The 18619-nt window shown below is 67.9% G+C and carries 17 protein-coding genes and 1 tRNA gene; 6 read left to right on the top strand and 12 right to left on the bottom strand.

What is annotated here, in order from left to right:
• Positions 1-3: 3 nt before the first annotated feature.
• The 5 genes from lpdA to AAC067_RS12205 all read right to left on the bottom strand — a co-directional run bounded on the left by lpdA (position 4) and on the right by AAC067_RS12205 (position 5368).
• Positions 4-1410 (bottom strand): dihydrolipoyl dehydrogenase, encoded by a 1407-nt coding sequence (gene lpdA, locus AAC067_RS12225; RefSeq protein WP_339932898.1) that lies wholly within the window; start codon positions 1408-1410, stop codon positions 4-6.
• A 143-nt stretch (positions 1411-1553) separates the two neighbouring features.
• A complete protein-coding gene (locus tag AAC067_RS12220; protein WP_339932896.1) occupies positions 1554-2021 on the bottom strand; it encodes an LPXTG cell wall anchor domain-containing protein in 468 nt (155 codons plus the stop codon).
• Between the two features lie 73 nt (positions 2022-2094).
• Positions 2095-3894: a PAS domain-containing protein gene (locus AAC067_RS12215; RefSeq protein ID WP_339932894.1), complete on the bottom strand. Its 1800-nt coding sequence runs from the start codon at positions 3892-3894 to the stop codon at positions 2095-2097.
• 352 nt (positions 3895-4246) lie between these two features.
• A tRNA-Gly gene (locus AAC067_RS12210) sits at positions 4247-4321 on the bottom strand.
• Positions 4322-4585: 264 nt separating this feature from the next.
• Positions 4586-5368, bottom strand: coding sequence for an SDR family NAD(P)-dependent oxidoreductase (locus tag AAC067_RS12205; RefSeq protein ID WP_339932892.1), 783 nt, complete (start codon positions 5366-5368; stop codon positions 4586-4588).
• Positions 5369-5423: 55 nt separating this feature from the next.
• Between AAC067_RS12205 and AAC067_RS12200 the strand changes: the two genes are divergently transcribed.
• Complete coding sequence (locus AAC067_RS12200) at positions 5424-5822, top strand: YkvA family protein (protein ID WP_339932890.1); 399 nt, start codon at positions 5424-5426, stop codon at positions 5820-5822.
• Positions 5823-5836: 14 nt separating this feature from the next.
• Here AAC067_RS12200 and AAC067_RS12195 read toward each other — a convergent pair whose 3' ends face one another.
• Positions 5837-6838 carry an NADPH:quinone oxidoreductase family protein gene (locus AAC067_RS12195; protein WP_339932888.1) on the bottom strand — a complete coding sequence of 334 codons (1002 nt, stop codon included), beginning with the start codon at positions 6836-6838 and terminating at the stop codon, positions 5837-5839.
• A gap of 192 nt (positions 6839-7030) precedes the next feature.
• Between AAC067_RS12195 and AAC067_RS12190 the strand changes: the two genes are divergently transcribed.
• The gene (locus tag AAC067_RS12190) at positions 7031-7927 is read left to right on the top strand and encodes an isoaspartyl peptidase/L-asparaginase (RefSeq protein WP_339932886.1); all 897 of its coding nucleotides are present in this window, start codon (positions 7031-7033) and stop codon (positions 7925-7927) included.
• Between the two features lie 98 nt (positions 7928-8025).
• The gene (locus AAC067_RS12185; RefSeq protein WP_339932884.1) at positions 8026-10878 is read left to right on the top strand and encodes a pitrilysin family protein; all 2853 of its coding nucleotides are present in this window, start codon (positions 8026-8028) and stop codon (positions 10876-10878) included.
• 45 nt (positions 10879-10923) lie between these two features.
• Here AAC067_RS12185 and AAC067_RS12180 read toward each other — a convergent pair whose 3' ends face one another.
• The 3 genes from AAC067_RS12180 to rlmN form a co-directional block, all read right to left on the bottom strand.
• Positions 10924-11754, bottom strand: a complete 831-nt coding sequence (locus AAC067_RS12180) for a serine protease (protein WP_339932882.1) — start codon at positions 11752-11754, stop codon at positions 10924-10926.
• Positions 11755-11761: 7 nt separating this feature from the next.
• A complete protein-coding gene (locus AAC067_RS12175) occupies positions 11762-12205 on the bottom strand; it encodes a DUF350 domain-containing protein (RefSeq protein WP_339932880.1) in 444 nt (147 codons plus the stop codon).
• A gap of 114 nt (positions 12206-12319) precedes the next feature.
• On the bottom strand, positions 12320-13504 hold the full coding sequence (rlmN, locus tag AAC067_RS12170; protein ID WP_339932878.1) for a 23S rRNA (adenine(2503)-C(2))-methyltransferase RlmN: 1185 nt from the start codon (positions 13502-13504) through the stop codon (positions 12320-12322).
• 285 nt (positions 13505-13789) lie between these two features.
• Between rlmN and AAC067_RS12165 the strand changes: the two genes are divergently transcribed.
• Entirely contained in the window at positions 13790-14374 is a 585-nt protein-coding gene (locus AAC067_RS12165; RefSeq protein ID WP_339932876.1) for a manganese efflux pump MntP family protein, read from the top strand.
• 4 nt (positions 14375-14378) lie between these two features.
• Here the strand turns inward: AAC067_RS12165 and hslU are convergent, their stop codons facing one another.
• Positions 14379-15680, bottom strand: a complete 1302-nt coding sequence (gene hslU, locus AAC067_RS12160; protein ID WP_339932875.1) for an ATP-dependent protease ATPase subunit HslU — start codon at positions 15678-15680, stop codon at positions 14379-14381.
• On the bottom strand, positions 15677-16249 hold the full coding sequence (gene hslV, locus AAC067_RS12155) for an ATP-dependent protease subunit HslV (protein ID WP_339933197.1): 573 nt from the start codon (positions 16247-16249) through the stop codon (positions 15677-15679). Before hslV ends, hslU begins: the two co-directional genes overlap by 4 nt.
• 142 nt (positions 16250-16391) lie before the next feature.
• Here hslV and AAC067_RS12150 point away from each other — a divergent pair, with 142 nt between their 5' ends.
• Entirely contained in the window at positions 16392-16781 is a 390-nt protein-coding gene (locus AAC067_RS12150; protein ID WP_339932873.1) for a BLUF domain-containing protein, read from the top strand.
• Positions 16782-16820: 39 nt separating this feature from the next.
• On the top strand, positions 16821-17561 hold the full coding sequence (moeB, locus tag AAC067_RS12145) for a molybdopterin-synthase adenylyltransferase MoeB (RefSeq protein ID WP_339932871.1): 741 nt from the start codon (positions 16821-16823) through the stop codon (positions 17559-17561).
• 57 nt (positions 17562-17618) lie between these two features.
• Here moeB and AAC067_RS12140 read toward each other — a convergent pair whose 3' ends face one another.
• A complete protein-coding gene (locus tag AAC067_RS12140; protein ID WP_339932869.1) occupies positions 17619-18605 on the bottom strand; it encodes a D-glycerate dehydrogenase in 987 nt (328 codons plus the stop codon).
• Between the last annotated feature and the right edge of the window lie 14 nt (positions 18606-18619).

Genomic DNA, 18619 nt, shown 5'->3' with positions numbered 1-18619 from the left:
CGGTCAGGCCTGCATGGTCCAGTTCTCGACGCCCATGGCCGCCTGTTTGACCGCCTCGGACCGGGTCGGGTGGGCGTGGCAGGTGCGGGCGATGTCTTCCGACGCGCCGCCGAAGGCCATCGCGATGCAGGCCTCGGCGATCATTTCGCCGGCCTGGGGCCCCAGGATGTGAACCCCCAGAATCCGGTCGGTGGTCGCGTCGGCCAGCACCTTGGCATAGCCCTCGGTCTCATGGTTGATCTTGGCGCGGCTGTTGGCGCTGAACGGGAATTTGCCGACCTTGTAGGCGACACCGTCGGCCTTGAGCTGGTCCTCGCTCTGACCGACCCAGGCCACTTCCGGATAGGTGTAGACCACGCTGGGCACCAGATTGTAGTCGACGTGCCCGGCCTTGCCGGCGATCAGTTCGATAACCGCGACGGCGTCCTCCTCGGCCTTGTGGGCCAGCATCGGACCGGTGGTGACGTCGCCGATAACCCAGACCCCGTCCTTGCCGGTGCGGAGATGGTCATTGCCGATGACGCCGCGCTTGTCGGGTTCGATGCCAACCGCCTCAAGACCGAGACCTTCCGTGTACGGACGACGTCCGATGGCGACCAGGACGACATCGCCCTTCAGCGTCTCAGCGTCGCCGCCTGCCGCCGGTTCGACGGTCAGTTCGACGCCGTCCTTGCCCGATTTGGCGGCGGTGACCTTGGAGCCCAGCTTGAAGGTCATGCCCTGTTTGGTCAGGACACGCTGGAAGGCCTTGGCCAGGTCGCTATCCATGCCGGGGCTGATGCGCGGCAGATATTCGACGACCGTCACCTGGGCTCCGAGGCGACGCCACACAGACCCCAGCTCCAGGCCGATGATGCCGGCCCCGATAACGATCAGGTGTTTCGGCACCACCGACAGCGACAGGCCGCCGGTGGAATCGATGACCTTGTCCGCCTCAAAGGCCACGCCCGGCAACGGGGTCGGCTCGGAGCCGGTGGCGATGACGATATTCTTCGCGGACAAGGTGCTGGTCTTGCCGTCGGCGGCGGTCACCTCGACCTGGCCGGGTCCGGTGATGCGGCCACGACCCCGGACCCAGTCGACCTTGTTCTTCTTGAACAGGAATTCGATGCCCTTGGTCAGGGCCTCCACACTCTCGGCCTTCTGCTTCATCATCTGGACCAGGTTCAGCTTCGGGCTGACCTCGATGCCCAGGGTGGCGAATTCGGTATTGGCGGCGTCGTACATCTCCGAGGCGTGAAGCAGAGCCTTGGACGGCATGCAGCCGACATTGAGGCAGGTGCCGCCGAGCGTGTCGCGCATCTCGATGCAGGCGGCCTTCATGCCCAGCTGGCCGGCCCGGATCGCGGCATTGTAGCCACCCGGCCCGCCACCGATGATGATGACGTCATACGAAGGGGCTTCAGCCATAAAATCCTCTGGGTCTCGAACGGGCGCGGGGAGAGCGCGCGGAAACTAGCCTCCGCCCTGTCGGCGTCAACCGTCGCCACCGATATAGGGGCGTCTTCAGCGATCAAACAGGGTTGCAGCGCGCAAAAGACCGCGCGGGCGGTTCAGATCGTCAGCTGACCCGGCGTCCGGTGCCGCCGTCGGCGACGGCTCACGACAGCGACCAGCCCGCCCAGCACCAGCAGGCCCCCCAGAACCAGCCAGGTCGGGTCGATGCCCAGGCTGGCTGTCGCCGGCCCCACGGCCTCGGCCGACCGGGCGGCAATCTCGCCCCCCGCGCTGCCGCTGTCGAGCGCCAGACGCAGGGCCGCATCGGCGATGAAGCCAAGGAAATAGGCGATCGCCGCCTTGGGGTTGCCCGAGCCCAGCATCAGGGCGGCGACCAGATACAGGACGGCGGCCGCGATCCACAGAACCGCCGTGGGCAGGCCCCCGGCACCGGCCTCGGCTCCGGCCCGCATCGAGGCGGCTCCGGGCGACGCGCCTTCAAGGAAGGGGGACACGATCGGCCAGACCAGCCAGCCGGCGTAGGCGATGACGACCAGGACGAGGATGAAGCGCAGCAGTTTCATGGTTGACCCTCCCGTTTCGGGACAAGGCTAACCACTGTTTCGGGGTCGAGACCAGACCCCGGTCGCCCCGACCTCAGGTGGCGGCCGGCAGGGTGATGGCCACCTCGGCCCCGTCACCGGGCCGGCTGTCGATCGACAGGACCCCACCCGACTGACGCGCGAAGGCATAGGCTTGGGACAGACCCAGACCGGCGGCCCCGTCCTTAGTGGTGAAGAAGGGTTCGACCGCGCGGGCCGCCAGTTCGGCGTCCATGCCGGGACCGGAATCCCGTACGCTCAGCTTGACCCCGCCCTCCATCAGGGCCTCCAACCGGACCGCCACTGACCCCTGGCCGTCGAGCGCCTCGATCGCATTGGCCAGCAGGGCCCGGACCGCGCCGTCGAAGGCGACCGGGTCCAACCGGACCTGAACCTCTTCCGAAGGTCCTTCGATCATCAGGTCGATACCCGAACCGGCCTGATCGCGCAGCTTGCCCTCGAGACCGCGCAGCAGCACGCCCGGGTCCAGGACCTGCAGGACGGGCGAATCGTCGCCTTGGGAGAAGGCGGTGAGTCGCCGCGTCAGCAATTCACCCTTGCGGCCTGCGGCAAGCGCCGCCTGGCCCAGACGCCGGATGCGGCCCGGATCGTCCGCCTGGCGCAGCATCATGTCCAGCGCGCCGGTCATGACGCCGAGCAGGGCGTTGAAATCATGCGCCACACCGCCGGTTAGCCGGCCGACGCTCTCCATGCGGCGACCCCCTTCCAGTTCGGCCCGGGCGTCCGTCTCGGCCTTGAGGGCCGCGGCACGGGCAGTTTCGGCCTCAGCGCGCGCCTGTTCGGCTTCATGCCGTGCCGCCGCAGCCTCGGCAACCAGTGTCGCCTCGCGATCGGCGGCCTCGGCCGTGACGATCTCGACCGTTGCCGCCGCTTCAGCCGCCGCATCCGCCGCATCCGCCGTCCCGTTGCCGTCGGCGCGCTCGCCGGCCAGCAGCACCGCATCCGGCATGCCGGACTCATCGAGCAGCGGCAGCAGGGACCAGCGGATCGGACGATCCGAAGCCACGCCGGACAGGATCTGTTCATTGACCTCGCTGCCGGGCGTCAGCGCCGCCTGCAGCACGTCGCGCGCGGCGGACCGTTCCTCTGCATCCATAAAGACGTCGATAAAGGGTCGCCCCGTCAGGTCGTCGGCCACGTCGAGCACGCCGAGAGCGGTCCGGTTGGCTTCGCGAATGCGGCCGTCGGCGTCGATCACCACCAGGGCGCTGGAGGCGGCCTCGAACACCCGGCGGGTCAGCGGGTCCGACGACGCGACCGGAACCTCGATCATCTCGACCGGGGCTGGCTCGGGCTGGGTCAGGCTTTCGGTCTCGACGATGGCGGCGATCGAGCCTGTGACATCGCCGCGCGCATCCTCGATCGGCATGGCAGTGACCGAGACCAGCATCTTGCGACGGGTCGCGGGGTTAGCCATCAGATGCTGGAAGCCCTTGACCGTTTGACCGCGCAAGGCCCGGGCGCTGGGCAACAGGTCCGGCGGCACCGGGCGGCCGTCCGGATAGGTAATGCCCCAGGTGGCGGAGTGGAAGCGCAGGCCGATAAGTTCGGCGTCGCGCCGTCCCAGCAATTGGTGAGCGGCCCGGTTGGCAAAGATGAATTTGCCGGCCCGGTCGGTCTCGACCAGGGCGACGGGGATGGCATTCAGGGTTTCCAGCAACCTCCGGTCAGCCGCGTCGGCGACCTTCTGGACCATGTCCAGCTGATCACTGGTGCTGACGTGCTGCACGCGGTGGCTCAGAGCGAACCAGAGGGAGACCAGGGTAATCGCGGCCAGCACGGCACATGTGCCGCCCAACAGCAGAACCCAGTTCACCTCACCTTCCATGAACATGCGCGATCCGTCCCAAAGTGGCGCCCTGCGCGCCTCGCCCGCGACACCTTGCAAGAGGCGAACCGCAGGATTGTGACACGCCTATGGAGCGAGTCGCCGTCCCGGCCGCAGCCTTCAACGGAATGAGGCACCAAACGCGGCGATTGGTCCGGGTAAAATGGATCGCCACGACAGGTCTGGGCGGGCTGTCTAAGTCTCGGGCGAAGGGCACGGGAAACCGCGCTGCGCCGGGCAAAGAGATTCGAACTCTCCACCCCAACCCTGGCAAACTCAAACCGCCTATGGGGTTGCGGCGCTCAAGCCGCGCGCGACCACGTCGCGGGCGCTGGTGCCCCAAAAGGAAGGTCTCGACTGGAGCGGGCGAAGAGATTCGAACTCTCGACCCCAACCTTGGCAAGGTTGTGCTCTACCACTGAGCTACGCCCGCACTCCGCGACGGGCCCTGCACGGGCGATCCGTCTCGTCGAGAGGCGGGCGTATAGCGGACACCCCCGCCCCCTCGCAAGCCCCTTTATTCGTTTCGCCGTGATCAGAAGGCTCCGCCTTCCCGACCCGACCATTCCTTTCGCCGTGATCAGACGGCTCCGCCGTCTCGACCCGACACGGCGTGGCGCTTCGCGCATGCGCTCAGGTCGGGAGCGACCGCGTCGCGACCATAGCGCCCAAAGGAGAAGCTGATCGCCTCTGGCGATCAGCGCGGGGCCAACCGGATCGCTCCGTCCAGACGGATGCATTCGCCGTTGATATAGACGTTGCGCACCAGCTCCAGCACCAGCGACGCATAGTCGGCGGGCGTGCCCAGGCGGCTGGGGAAGGGGATGGCGGCAGCGAGGGCGTCCTGAACCTTCTGGTCCATACCCGCCATCATCGGCGTCCACATGATACCGGGCAGGATGGTGTTCACCCGGATGCCTTCCTGGGCCAGGTCGCGGGCGACCGGCAGGGTCATGGCATAGACGCCGCCCTTGGAGGCCGCATAGGCGGCTTGGCCGATCTGGCCATCCTGGGCGGCCACCGAGGCCGTGTTGACCACCAGGCCTCGCTCCCCGTCGGCCATCGGCTCCAGCGTCATCATACCGGCCGCAGACTGGCTCAGCACCCGGAAGGTGCCGAACAGGTTGATACGCACCGTGCGCTCGAACGCCGCCATGTCGTGGGCGCGGATCTCACCGGTGTCGCGTTTGCGCGAGACTGTTTTCTGGCCGATGGCGATACCGGCGCAGTTGACCGTCAGCCGCTCCTGGCCGTGGGCGGCACGGGCCCTGGCGAAGGCGGCGGCGACATCCTCATCGGAGGTCACGTCGACCTTGCAGAACACCCCGCCGATCTCTTTGGCGATGGCCTCGCCCTTTTCCTCATTGAGATCGAACAGGGCGACCTTCGCGCCGGTGGCGGCGATGGCGCGGGCCGTGCCCTCACCGAGACCGGAGGCCCCGCCGGTGACGACTGCGGCGATCGAACTGTCGAGTTTCATGGCGGGAGGTCCTATGTTGGAATGAACGAATGCGTATCGCGGGGCTTTAGCCGCCATGACCGACAATGCCAAACCTGCCGACCCCGAAGCCGCGCTGGACCCGTCCCGCGCCCTGATTCCGTCGGTGCAGCGCGTCAATGAGTCCCGAGTGGCGCGCGGCTTCTGGCCCAAGATCCGGCGTACCGCCGCCCGCATCCCGTTCGCCGACCAGGCGCTCAGCGTCTGGTTCGCGGCCCGCGACCCCGAGACCCCGGCGGCCGCCAAGGGACTGATGCTGGGCGCACTGGCCTATTTCGTCATGCCGATCGACGCGATACCCGACGTCTTCGCCGGTATCGGTTTTACCGACGACGCGGCCGTCATCGCGGCCATGATCGCCATGCTGGGGGCCAACATCAAACGTCGGCACCACGACGCCGCCGCCGCCGCCCTGGACCGGCTCAAGGCCGACTGAGCGGTCGCCCGCGGTCAGGACTCGACCGTCACCACGACCTTGCCCATGGCGCTGCGATCACCCAGGGCCTGGATTGCCAGATGGGCCTGTTCCAGCGGGAAGGTGCGGCTGACCCGCGGCTTGATCTTGCCCTCGCTCCACAGCCGCATCAGATCGGCCATGTTGGCGGCGTGGGCGGCCGGATCGCGCATTACCGCCGCGCCCCAGAACACCCCGACCACCGACACCGACTTCAGCAGGGTCAGATTCAGCGGCAGGGAGGGGATGCCGGCCGGGAAGCCGACCACCAGATAGCGGCCGTTCCAGTCCATCGCCCGCAAGGCCGGCTCGGCATAGTCGCCGCCGACCGCGTCATAGACGACGTCGGCCCCGTCCCGGCCCGTGGCCAGTTTGAACTCGCCCGACAGCTGCTTCTGCGCCTCGCGATCCATCTTGCCGGACGGATAGATCAGTCCGTTGTCGGCCCCCAGTTCCAGCGCGAATTCGACCTTGTCATTGGTCGAGGCCGCGGCCACGACCCGGGCTCCCATCGCCTTGCCCAGTTCCACTGCCGCAGCACCGACACCGCCGGCCGCGCCCAGCACCAGCAGGGTCTCGCCCGGCTGCAGCAGGGCCCGGTCCTTCAGGGCGTAATAGCTGGTGCCATAGGTCATGATCAGGGCGGCGGCGGTTTCGAAATCCATGCCGTCGGGCATGGGGATGACCGAGTCCGCCCGCACGGCCAGACGCTCGACCAGCCCGCCCCAGCCCGGGACGGCGATGACCCGGTCGCCCTTGCGCACGCCCTTGACCCCCTCGCCGACCGCCTCGACCACACCGGCCACCTCGGCCCCGGGTGCGAACGGCCGCGACGGCTTGAACTGGTAACGGTCCTCGATGATCAGGGTGTCAGGGAAATTGATCCCCACGGCCTTCACTTCGATGATCACCTCGCCCTTCATCGGCGTCGGATCCAGAACCTCCTCGACCACCAGGGTTTCGGGGCCGCCGGGGGTCTTTGAGAGCACTGCGCGCATCGGGGTTTCCTGAATCGGGAGTCGGATATGGCGACCGGGGACCCGAATCCGCCGGAATTCGGCGTCACGGGACGGTCCTGTAACTTGCACGCGCCGCCGGATCACGCGCATGGACAGATCGAAGACCAGCCGTCCGGCGACGGCGCACCACAGAACGCTAGCGGTCGCCGCCGCCCCAGGGAAGAGCCAGCCATGACCCGACATGCCCTCATTCTTCACGGTGGAGCCGGTGCCCGGCCCGAACGCGACTATGCCCGCGAGGTCGACAACATGCGCGCGGTGGTCGAGGCTATGAAGGTCCGGTTGGCCGACGGGGCCTCGGCCCTCGACGTCGCCGTCGAGGCCACGGTCATGCTGGAGGACTCGGGCCTCTATGTGGCCGGGCGTGGGGCCTCGCCCAACCTGGCCGGGGCCTATGAGCTGGACGCCAGCCTGATGGATGGGTCGACGCGCAAGGCCGGTGCCATCGCCGCCCTGCAGGGCTTTCGCAACCCGGTCCGGGCCGCGCGGGCGGTGATGGACCGCACCCCCCACGTGATGCTGGCCGGCGAAGGCGCGGCCCTGTTCGCCCACGACCAGGGCCTGGAGATGATCGGTGACGAGGCCGCCTGGTTCACCCACGCCGGCAAGGGCGAGGACAACCACCCGCCCGGCACCTCGCCCGACGTTCTGGCCGGGGCCCTGTCGCACGGCACGGTCGGCTGCTGTGTGCTCGACTCCGCCGGTCGGCTGGCCGCCGCTACCTCGACCGCGGGCGTGTTCGGCAAGATGCCGGGCCGGGTCGGCGACACCCCCATCCCCGGGGCCGGCAGCTGGGCCGACAGTCACGTCGCCGTCTCGGGCACCGGCCAGGGCGAATATTTCATCCGCACCGTCGCCTGCGCCCAGGTCAGCTGGCGCGTGGCGGCCGGAGCCAGCCTCGAGGACGCGACCCGCGCCGTGATCGCCGAGATCGGTGACCTGGGCGGCGACGGCGGCCTGATCGCGCTGGACCGCGAGGGCCGCATCGCCCATCCCTTCAACAGCCAGGGCATGAAGCGCGCCTGGCTGACCACCGACGGCGAAATTGGCGTCGAGGTCTTCGGCTAGATCGGCGGCCGACATTACAGCTCCGTAACGTGCGTGGGGACGCGGCCCTGATAGGGTCGCGAAAAGCCCTTTGGTCGGGCCGTCCGGGAATCTCGCGCATGAAACTTCGTCTGATCACCACCGCCGCCGTGGTCGCCCTGCTGTCGTCCAACCCCGCCTGGGCCTTCGAGTCCGCGCGCCATGACCCCGCTGCGACCGCCACCGCCGGGATCGAGGTGCCGCCGCTGGGCTTCACCCGGCGCACCCTGGCCAACGGGCTGGAAGTCTTTTCGGCCCGGGACACCAACACCTCAAACGTCACCGTCCAGGTCTGGTACCGGGTCGGCTCCAAGGACGATCCGGCCGGACGCTCGGGCTTCGCCCACCTGTTCGAACACCTGATGTTCAAGGCCACGCGCAACCTGCCGCCCGAGACCTTCGACCGGCTGACCGAGGATGTCGGCGGCTTCAACAACGCCTTCACCGCCGACGACATGACCGCCTATTATGAGGTCGTCCCGGCCAATCACCTGCAACGGATGCTGTTCGCCGAGGCCGAGCGGATGGGCTCGTTGGTCGTCGATGAGCCGACCTTCGATTCCGAACGCGACGTGGTGAAGGAAGAATACCGCCAGCGTATTCTGGCCAGCCCCTACGGACGGCTGTTCGGCCTGTTCGCGCCCCAGACCATCTATCAGGACTCACCTTACCGCCGCCCCGGCATCGGCTCGATCGAGGAGCTGGACGCGGCCACGCTCGATGACGTTCTGCGCTTCCATCAGACCTACTACCGGCCCGACAACGCCATTCTGATCGTCGCCGGCAATTTCGACCCGGCCCAGATGAACACCTGGATCGACCAGTATTTCGGCCCGCTGAAGCGCCCGTCGACGCCGATGCCGGTCAACAATGTGATCGAGCCGGAACCGACCGGTCCGCGCGAAGCCACCTTCTACGCCCCCAATGTGCCGCTGCCCGCCGTGGTCATGGCCTGGCCGACTGTCGCCTATGGCAACGCCGACCGCGCCGCCCTGACGGTGCTGGACGGCATCCTCTCCACCGGCGAGAGCAGCCGCCTGTACCGGTCGCTGGTCTATGAACAGCAGATCGCCGCCCAGGCCGGCTCCAACCCAGACTTCGCCCAGCAGGCCGGCAACCTGACCGCCTATGCCATCATGAGTCAGGGCCAGACGCCCGAGGCCGGGCTCGCGGCGTTGAAGGCCGAGATCGCCCGCCTGCGCGACGCGCCGGTCACCGCCGACGAACTGGCCGAGGCCAAGAACGAACTGGTCGCCAATGCCCTGCGCGGCCGGGAGTCCGTCGATGACCGGGCCACCACCCTGGGCAATGTCCTGATCATGACCGGCGACGCCAGCGTGGCCGACCGGGAGATCGCCGACATCCAGGCCGTCAGCGTCGCCGATGTGCAGCGCGTGGCCCGGCACTATCTGACCGAGAACCGCAGCATCACCATGCGCTATCTGTCGGCCGACGACGACCATCCGACTTCGGTGCAGAACATGAATGTCGACGCGCCGGTGACCCTGGCGACGCTGGCCCCGGCCGGGACTCCGGCGACCCTGCTGCCGGCCGACCAGCGACTGTCCCTGCCCCAGCCCGGCACCGAGGTCGCGCCGGTCACGCCCGTGGTATCGGACTTCCGCCTGTCGAACGGCCTGCGCGTCCTGGTCGCCGCCACCGACAGCCTGCCGCTCGTTTCGGCCCGGCTCAGCTTCGATGCCGGTTCAGCCGAGGATCCTGCGGGCAAGGCCGGGGTCGCGTCCCTGACCGCAGCCCTGCTGACCCAGGGCACGGCCGACAAGTCGGCCCCCGAGATCGCCACCGAGATCGAACAGCTGGGGGCCGTCGTCGGGGCCGGATCCGGCGTCGATTTCTCCAACGTCTATGCCAATGCTCCGGCTGACGTGTTTCCCCAGGCCGTCGCCCTGATGGCCGACCTGGTCCGCAACCCGGCCTTCGCAGACGAAGAACTGGAGCGTCAGCAGGCCCAGACCCTAGACGGCCTGCGCGTAGCCCTAAGCCAGCCGGGCACCATCGCTTCGCAGACCGTGGCCCGGGTCATCTATGGCGGCGCGCCCTACGGGGCTCCGTCCGGCGGCACGGTCAACAGCATCCCCGTCATCGATCGCGCCGATGTGGCCACCTTCCACCGGGCCCACTACAGGCCATCGGGCGCGACCCTGGTGTTTTCGGGCAAGATCACCCCGGCCGAGGCCCGGGCGCTGGCCCAGCAGGCCTTCGGCGACTGGCGCAATCCGGCCGACGCAGCGACCCTCGTCGCCCATCCGGCCGGTACGGCGCTGAGCCCGCGGGTCATTGTCATCGACCAGCCCGGGGCCGGCCAGGCCGCCGTCGTGGCCGCCATCCGCGGCGTCTCGCGCACCAGCGCCGATTATTTCCCGCTGACCGTCGGCAATACCCTGCTGGGCGGCGGCTTCTCGTCGCGGCTCAATCAGGAGATCCGCATCAAGCGCGGCCTGTCCTACGGGGCCGGATCGTCGCTCGGCGCCCGTCAGGACGCCGGCGTCTTCACCGCCTCGGCCCAGACCCGCAACGATGCCGCGGTCGAGGTCTCGGACCTGATCATGGCCGAGATCGCCAACCTGGGCGACACCCCCGCCACCGAGGCCGATCTGGCCCCGCGTCGGGCCACCCTGATCGGCGGTTTCGGGCGCTCGTTGGAGACGGTCGACGGTCTCGGCGGTCTGGTCGCCAACCTGGCCCTGTACGACCTGCCGATGAGCGAACTGGCTGCCTATGCCGGCAAGGTTCGGGCGGTCACGCCGGAACAACTGGAGGCCGCCTTTGCCCACCATCTGCCGGTCAATGAGGCCAGTCTGGTGATCGTCGGCGACGCCGCCCAGTTCATCGACGCCCTGCGCGCCAAACATCCGGACGTCGAGGTCATCCCGCTGACCGACCTGAATCTGGATTCGGCGACCCTGCGTTAGGAGTCCTGATCGTCCTCGTCCGCCCGCGGGCGCGGACGATCACCATCAGCGGCCGAGGCAGACCACCTGGGCGACCCGCAGGTCCCGACGCATGGCATCGGCGACCCGGCCGTAGTTGTCGATCGTGACCGGCTCACCCTGCAGCGGCTCATCGGCCTCCTGCAGGCCGCGCAGGGCGGCACTGAAGCCTTCCGGCACCGTCGTATAGATCCGCCCACGGCGCGGGGCCTCGGCGATGGTCACGCCCAGCGCCCGGCCCTGCCGGTCCAGCACCGGTGCGCCCGACAGACCGGACAGGGTACCCTCCAGCCCGGCCGTACGCCCGACCTCGGCCCAGGCCAGGACCTCTTCCTCGCGATGCCCGCGGGCACGACCCTTCAACGTTTCGCGACCCAGCAACCGGGTGGTGACCTCACCGGCTCCGCCCTGCGGGAAACCGGGATGGAAGGCGCGCTGGCCCGACCGCAGCGGCCGGTTCAGGGCCACTGGCACCGCCGGCGGGCCACCCTCGGTGAGCAGGACCGCGACATCGGCCCACGGGGCCAGCCGCACGGCGGCAGCCACGGCGCGCCCGCCACCGACCACCAGGGCAGGCTTGCGGCAGCCCTCGACCACATGGCGCGCGGTGACCCAGCGCCCGTCGGCGGCAATGGAAAAGGCGGTGCCGGCGGTCGGCCGGAACGGCGAGTTGGGGGCATCAACGGTAACGGCAGGATCGAACGGGGTCACCGGCCCCAGCAGGGCGTCCTCGATCTGGTCAGGTGGAGGCGGTGCGGGCGGCGCATCGGCATTTTCGCGCCGGCCCAGCGAGACCACCACAAGCACGCCGATGACCGCTGCGTAGATGACCCAGTCGGGCAGGCGAGGAAAATACATAGGCGCGTCAGCCCGTCAGGGCCGCTGCCAGGATCAGGGCCGTAGCCAGCTTGGCCCCGACCAGCAGCACGGCGGCCGCGATCTCACCCTCGCGGATACGCTGGGGCAGACCGGTCAGCAGGGTGTCGACGACGCGAAAGGCGAACAGCTGCAGCACCACCGTCGCCACGCCCCAGATGGCGATATCGCGTACTGAGGTCGAGACGGACAGGGACACGGCCAGGGGCACGGCCAGACCCACCAGGATTCCGGCGAAGGCCACGGCCGCCGCGGAGTTGCCGTCGCGGATCAGAGCGATCTCTTTCCATGGCGACAGCATCGCATAGACCGCCGCACCGACGACCAGCAGCGCCAGGGTCAGGGCGAGATGCATGACCATGACCGGGAAGCCGCTGGCAAACGCCTGCACCTCCGGGCTGGACAGAACATTGGTGAACGACGAGGGGTCCATGGATAATCCGGCGAACGAAAGCAAAACATCCTTGCCCGATCGGGGCCCCGATCCGCAAGCGCCCCCGGGCCACACCCGGTCAAGAAAGGTGACGGTGCGTTTCGGAGCCGGGTCTCAGGCGGCCGCGACCGCCGCCGGCCCGGCCTTGCGCAGGGTCGAGGCCCGCACCTTCTCGCTCTCGGACTTGAGCTGGCCACAGGCGGCGAGGATGTCGCGACCGCGCGGGGTGCGGATCGGCGAAGCGTAACCCGCCTTGTTGATGATGGCCGCGAACCGCTCGATGGTCTTCCAGTCCGAGCATTCATAGTCGGTGCCGGGCCACGGGTTGAACGGGATCAGATTGATCTTGGCCGGAATGCCTTCGATCAATTTGATCAGGGCGCGGGCCTCTTCCGGACTGTCGTTGATGCCCTTCAGCATGACGTATTCGAAGGTCACCCGGCGGGCGTTGGAGATGCCCGGATAGGCGCGGATGCCGGCCATCAGCGCTTCGAGATTGTACTTCTTGTTCACCGGCACCAACACGTCGCGCAGGGCGTCGTTGGTGGCGTGCAGGCTGATCGCCAGCATGGCCTGGGTTTTGGTGCCCAGCGGCTCCAGCTGCGGCACCACGCCCGAGGTCGAGACGGTGATGCGGCGGCGCGACAGGGCGATGCCCTCGCCGTCGGAGATAATCTCGATGGCGTCGGCGACATGGTCCATATTGTAGAGCGGTTCGCCCATGCCCATGAAGACGATGTTGGACAGGCGCCGCTCATCCTGATCGGTGACGTCCTCGCCGAATTTGGGCCATTCCTCTAGGTCGTCGCGGCAGACCTGGACCTGGGCCACGATCTCGGCCGCCGTCAGGTTGCGCACCAGCTTCTGGGTGCCGGTGTGGCAGAAGGTGCAGTTCAGGGTGCAGCCGACCTGGGACGAGACGCACAGGGCTCCGGCCCGGCCGACGTCGGGGATGTAGACGGCCTCGACCTCGATGCCCGGCGCGGTGCGGATCAACCATTTGCGGGTGCCGTCCTTTGACACCTGACGCTCGACGATCTCGGGTCGGGCCACGGTGAAGACCTTGGCCAGCTTCGCCCGCGTCTCCTTGCCGATGTCGGTCATCAGGGCGAAATCGGTGACCCCGTAGAAATGGATCCAGCGCCACACTTGGGTGGCCCGCATCTTCGCCTTTTCGGGCGGGCAGATGTCGGCGGCGATCAGGGCCTCGCGCAGGGCCGTTCGCGTCATCCCGGACAGGGTGACGGGCGCGGGGGTGGCGGGCGTGGAGACACGCGAAAGATCGAGCGTGACGCTCAAGGCGATGATCCTGCGAAAACGGGGAAGACGGGCCTTATAACACAGATCGACCGGTATTTAAGGCGCGAGGGTGACGCTTGATCCCGGCCGCCCCCGTCTCTAGAACCCGCAATGTTGGGGAGTAGCAGCCGGCATCGTCCAGCCGGGGTCGTATCAACACACTCGCGCCTGCGTGGCGCGTGGTGCGACCAGCGGGCCATCCGCCTTGCGAGACCAGCGCACCGCCTGTCCGGCACCGGCCGGAACGGCGGTGTGCTGTCACGCATCCGGTGGAGCCCCTGAACCATGTCCGCGATCACCATTCTGCTGCTGTCCCTCAGCCTGTCCGCCGATGCCTTCGCCGCCGCCATCGGGCGCGGAGCCGTTCATCGCCCCACCCTGTCCGCCGCTGTCCGCGCCGGACTAGTGTTCGGGGTGATCGAGGCCGTCACGCCGGTGATCGGCTGGGCCCTCGGCCTGGCGGCAGCCGGAGTCATCCAGTCGGTTGACCACTGGATCGCTTTCGGCCTGCTGTGTGCGGTGGGCGGCAAGATGATCTGGGAAGCGACCCGGCAGGTCCCGCCTGAAACCGCCGCGGTCGCCGAACCACAACGCCGGGGCCGGGGCCATCTGGCGCTGGTCGCCACCGCCGTCGGCACCAGTCTGGACGCCGCCGCCGTCGGCGTCTCGCTGGCCTTTCTCGGCGTCAACATCGGCATCATTGCCGTATCGATCGGCCTGACCACCTTCGTGCTGGCGACGCTGGGCATGCTCATCGGCCGTGTCGCCGGTGCCCGACTGGGGCCCGCCGCCGAGCTGATCGGCGGCCTCCTGCTGATCGGCATGGGCACCCGGATCTTGCTGGAACATCTCGGCCTGATCGCCGGGTGAGGCGTTACAGAATAAAGCGACTCAGGTCCGCATTCTTCGCCAGATCACCGACCAGATCGTTCACCGCCTTGCCGTCGAAGGTGATGGTCTGGCCGGACAGATCGGCTGCCTTGAAGCTGGTTTCCTCCAGCACCTTTTCCAGAACCGTCTGCAGCCGGCGCGCCCCGATGTTCTCGACCGCGCCATTGGCCGCGACCGCCGCATCGGCCATGGCCTCGACCGCATCGTCCGTGAACACCAGCGTCACCCCCTCGGTAGCGAGCAACGCCTGGTTCTGGCGGATCAGATTGGCCTCCGGCTCGATCAGGATACGTTTCAGGTCATCGCGCGTCAGCGCCTTCAGCTCGACCCGGATCGGCAGACGGCCCTGCAGTTCCGGCAGCAGGTCGCTGGGCTTGGCCACATGGAAGGCCCCGGAGGCGATGAACAACACATGGTCCGACCGCACCGGACCGTATTTGGTCGAAACGGTGGTGCCCTCGATCAGCGGTAGCAGGTCGCGCTGCACGCCCTCGCGCGACACATCGGCCCCCGAGGCTCCCTGACGGGCGGCCACCTTGTCGATCTCGTCGAGGAAGACGATGCCCTCGTTCTCGGCCAGCAGCAGCGCCTCCTTGGTCAGGCTGTCCTGGTCCAGCAGGTTGTCGCTCTCTTCGGCGACCAGCGGGCCCACGGCGTCGCGCACGGTCAGCTTGACCGTCTTGCTGCGCGGCCCGCCCATCTTGCCCAGCATTTCACCGAGATTGATCATGCCGACATTGCCGCCGCCGGGCATGTCGAAGCCGGGTATCGGCGAGGCCGTATCGGTCAGGGCAATCTCGATCTCCTTGTCGTCCAGCTCTCCGGCGCGGAGCTTCTTGCGAAAACTGTCGCGCGTCACCGGCTGCGAGCCCGACCCGACGAGGGCGTCGAGAATACGATCTTCCGCCCGCCCTTCGGCCTGGGCCTTGACCCCGGTGCGACGTTTGTCGCGCACGATCACCAGGGCGCTCTCGACCAGATCGCGCATGATCTGGTCGACGTCGCGGCCGACATAGCCGACCTCGGTAAATTTGGTCGCCTCGACCTTGAGGAAGGGCGAGCCGCCCAGCTTGGCCAGCCGCCGGGCAATCTCGGTCTTGCCGACCCCGGTGGGGCCGATCATCAGGATGTTCTTGGGCGTAACCTCGTCGCGCAGGTCCTCGGGCACCCGCTTGCGCCGCCAGCGATTGCGAAGGGCCACGGCCACGGCGCGTTTGGCGTCGTTCTGGCCGACAATGAAACGATCAAGTTCGGAAACGATTTCGCGGGGGGAAAGGTCAGTCATCGGGCGCTCCCCTTGCCGAGCGTTTCCACCGTCAGATTGCCATTGGTGTAGACGCAGATCTGGGAGGCGATCTCCATGGCCTTGCGCGCCACCTGTTCGGCGTCGAGGTCCGTGTGGTCGATCAGGGCGCGAGCCGCTGACAGGGCGAAATTGCCGCCCGATCCGACCGCCGCCACCCCATGCTCGGGCTCCAGCACATCACCGACACCGGTGACGGTGAAGATGGAATTGGCGTCGGCGACCAGCAGCATGGCTTCAAGGCGGCGCAGATAGCGGTCGGTGCGCCAGTCCTTGGCCAGGTCGACACACGCCCGGGCCAGCTGGTCCGGATACTGTTCCAGCTTGGCCTCCAGCCGCTCGATCAGGGTGAAGGCGTCCGCGGTGGCCCCGGCGAAGCCCGCCAGCACCCGGCCGTCGGCCAGGGTGCGGACCTTGCGTGCGGCCCCCTTGACGATCGTCGGCCCCATCGAGACCTGACCGTCGCCGGCGATCACCGTGAGACCATTTCTGCGCACCGCCAGAATGGTGGTGCCGTGCCAGTCGGGGAAGTTCGGATTGGGCTGGGTCATGGCAGGGCAGATGGCGATGCAATTGCGGTCAGGCAAGCGGAAAGGGGCGCAAAAACAACGGCCGCGTTAGTCATAATATTGCCCACCCGGCGGGGTATGGTGCCAAAATGTACCTCGAAATTAGCAATAAGCGGGAACGGTAATGCTTCATCGCGTGATTTACGCAAGTGAAGCGGTTGGCACCATGGGTGCCTCGACGCTCTCGATCGCCCAAATTCTCGGCGTCTCTGAACCCAACAACCGTCGCGACCACCTGACCAGCGCCGTAATGCTCTGTCGCGGCCACATCCTGCAGGTGATCGAAGGCGGGCGGAACGACGTCGACCGGCTGATGCGGCGGTTGATGCTCGATCCTCGCCATACCGACCTGCGCATCCTGTCCGATACAGGGGTTCCGACGCGGCGGCTCGAGTCGCCGATAACCCTGTGTCCCGACCCCGCGACCCTGTTGGATCGCATCGGCATACCCTGCCTCTCCGGACTCTCGGCCCCGCAGGCTGAAACCATGCTGAAGATGAGTCAGGCCGCCTGAACGCGTGACCTGGACGGCGTCTGGCCCTAACTGGGACGGGTGACATTCTCAGATGACGAAATCGAACGCTATGCCCGCCACCTGGTGCTGGCCGAACTGGGCGGCCCCGGCCAGCAACGGCTGAAGGCCGCGCTTGTCGGCCTGATCGGTATGGGCGGCATCGGGGCCCCGGCCGCCCTCTATCTGGCCGCCGGTGGCGTGGGGACCCTGCGCCTCATCGACGATGACACGGTCGCCCTGTCCAACCTCCAGCGCCAGATCATCTTCACCGAGGCCGATACGGATCGACACAAGGTCGAGGCCGCGACGACCGCCCTGGGCGCGCTCAACCCCCACGTCCGGGTCGAGCCGGTCACCGAACGCCTGACCGATGCCAATGCCGATGCGCTGATCGCCGGCTGCGATCTGGTGCTCGACGGCACCGACGATTTCGCCACCCGCTTTGCCGTCAACGCAGCCTGCGTCGCCGCCGGAATTCCGCTGGTTTCCGGTGCGCTGGGCCGCTGGGGCGGTCAGGTCGCGGTCTTCGAAGGCCGCCCCTGTTACCGCTGCCTCGTGCCTGAAGCCCCACCGGACGCCGAGACCTGCGCCCGGGTCGGCGTGGTCGGGGCCGTGGCCGGTGTCATCGGTTCGATGGCCGCACTGGAGGCGATCAAATGGATCACCGGCGCGGGCACGCCGCTGTCCGGCCGCCTTTTGCTCTACGACGGTCTGGCCGGAACAGCGCGAACCGTGGCCCTGCCGGCCGACCCGTCCTGTCCGGTGTGCGGCGGCGACTGATCAGTCTTGATCCAACGCCCGGATCGAAACACCGACACCCCTGCGCCCGTGCGGAATTCAGAGCATCGCGGGAATGACGCGATCCGGCGGCCGGTGGCCGTTCTGGAAGGTCAGGATATTGCCAATGACGCGGTCGCCCATGTCCTGCCGCGCTTCAATCGTGGCCGAGCCCAGATGCGGCAGCAACACCACATTGGCGTGGCCCAGCAGGCCCGGATGGACCAGCGGTTCCTGTTCGAACACGTCCAGACCGACGCCGGCGATGGCCCGGTCCCGGACCGCCTCGGCCAGGGCCGCCTCGTCGATCAGCTCGCCACGCGCCGTGTTGATCAGGATCACATGCGGCTGCAGCTTCGCCAGTCGCTCGGCCGAGATCAGATGGTAGGTCTCCTTCGTTGCCGGGCAGTTCAGCGAGATCAGGTCCATCCGCGCCAGCATCTGGTCCAGATCGTCCCAGTAGGTGGCCCCCAGCTCCTCGGCAATCATCGCCGGGACCGGCTTGCGATTGTGATAGTGGACCTGCATGCCGAAGGCCCTGGCCCGCCGCGCCAGGGCCTGGCCGATCCGGCCCATGCCGACGATACCCAGCCGCTTGCCCCACAGCTTGCGTCCGGTCATCCAGGTCGGGGACCAGCCCTCGAACTCCCCGGCGGCGACCACCTGAGCCCCCTCGACGATGCGACGCGACACTGCCAGGACCAGCCCCATCGCGAGATCGGCCGTGTCCTCGGTCAGAACACCCGGCGTATTGGTGACGATCAGCCCGCGTCCGACCGCGGCCTCGATGTCGATATGATCGACCCCCGCCCCGAAATTGGCGATCATCTTCAGCTGGTCACCGGCCCCGGCGATCAGACTGGCGTCGATTTCGTCGGTGATGGTCGGCACCAGCACGTCCGCGCGCTGCACGGCGGCCTCCAGCGCTGCCCGGTCCATCGGCCGGTCGGTCAGGTTCAGCTCGGCGTCGAACAGTTCGCGCATCCGCGTCTCGACCGCGTCGGGAAGGCGTCTGGTTAATACGACCTTAAGCTTGCGGACGGACATTCGGTGCCTTCGGA

The organism is uncultured Brevundimonas sp. (assembly GCF_963977465.1).
Lineage (GTDB): Bacteria > Pseudomonadota > Alphaproteobacteria > Caulobacterales > Caulobacteraceae > Brevundimonas.
This window is presented reverse-complemented; position numbering and strand designations above follow the sequence as displayed.